We start from the raw sequence: 989 nt of genomic DNA on the forward strand, positions 1-989 counted from the left end.
AAGGGAGAAGATATTTTGAACAAAATACAGCGAGCCCGCGCGGCAATGAGCACGCAGGCATGAGAGAAGTTAATTTTGAGACGGCACACTAGTATCGAAAGACAGGCTACGGCAATGGAAAAAATGATGATATTTACGAGTTGCGTTGCAATGAATAGCTTCCACTTGTCAAACCGATCAATAAATCCAGCGCCCAGCAAAGTGACCATAATCTCGGCGCTGTACCCTATCGCATAGGTCGTCATGACGGAAAGTGTTGTGCCGGTTAGCGTGAACGCCAAGTTGGCAAATGCCAAATCGTATACCGCTTCGGAGAGTGCAAGCAGCACACTGACCGAAGCAAATATATACAATACTTTCTTGTTTGAATAAGGGAGGGTGCGCACAGTTTTCATCCGTCGTTTTTTCTTTGCAGCACTAAGCTGCTATGACTTCAATATTATCAGGCATCATTGATTGTAGTTCAGCCATCGTCGAGAAGTCACTGTCCAGTGCAAGCGCTTCACAAGCAGGCGCCAACATCTGAATTTTCCCCAGCAATGTTCGGAGCGACTCAGGTGCTTCAAGGTATGGGGTAAGGGCTTGTTGAAATGCTTCCAGCGCAATGCTTTCGGTCTCATCCTTGGCTGAGGCCACCAACGCGGCAAGTTCGATTTTCCACGACATGCTGTGTGTTGTGATAACTTCTTGCATAGTCAAACTCCATCATTATGAGAAAAGCAAGTGTATGCGCACCCAAATCAGTTAAGACTAAAGTTTTGCTGCTCAAATTTAGCCATTTTATACACTACGCTGTGAGGGCACTGTAGTGCAGGCAGTGAGACCTTCGGGAAGGGCAAGTCATTTGACAGTGAAATCAGGTCTTGGCCAAACATTGGAATGTCTGTCCTAGTGTACTGTTTTCGAAATAAGTTACCCATAACCTGCAAGCTAAGCTATTGATAAGATTTGAATTTTCCGTTAGTTGGTGGCTGATTTTTTCGAAAACA

At 45.2% G+C, this 989-nt stretch carries 1 protein-coding gene and 2 pseudogenes; all 3 read right to left on the reverse strand.

Going from position 1 to position 989, the window contains the following annotated elements; genetic code table 11:
- Positions 1-395 (reverse strand): annotated as a pseudogene (locus tag DW49_RS0124125) (MFS transporter); the annotation flags it as partial.
- Positions 396-417: 22 nt separating this feature from the next.
- Entirely contained in the window at positions 418-693 is a 276-nt protein-coding gene (locus tag DW49_RS0124130; RefSeq protein ID WP_005736127.1) for a hypothetical protein, read from the reverse strand.
- A 47-nt stretch (positions 694-740) separates the two neighbouring features.
- A pseudogene (locus DW49_RS1000000131090) lies at positions 741-890 on the reverse strand (dTDP-4-dehydrorhamnose 3,5-epimerase); the annotation flags it as partial.
- Positions 891-989 lie beyond the last annotated feature (99 nt).

The organism is Pseudomonas avellanae BPIC 631, from assembly GCF_000444135.1.
In the GTDB taxonomy this organism is placed as follows: domain Bacteria; phylum Pseudomonadota; class Gammaproteobacteria; order Pseudomonadales; family Pseudomonadaceae; genus Aquipseudomonas; species Aquipseudomonas avellanae.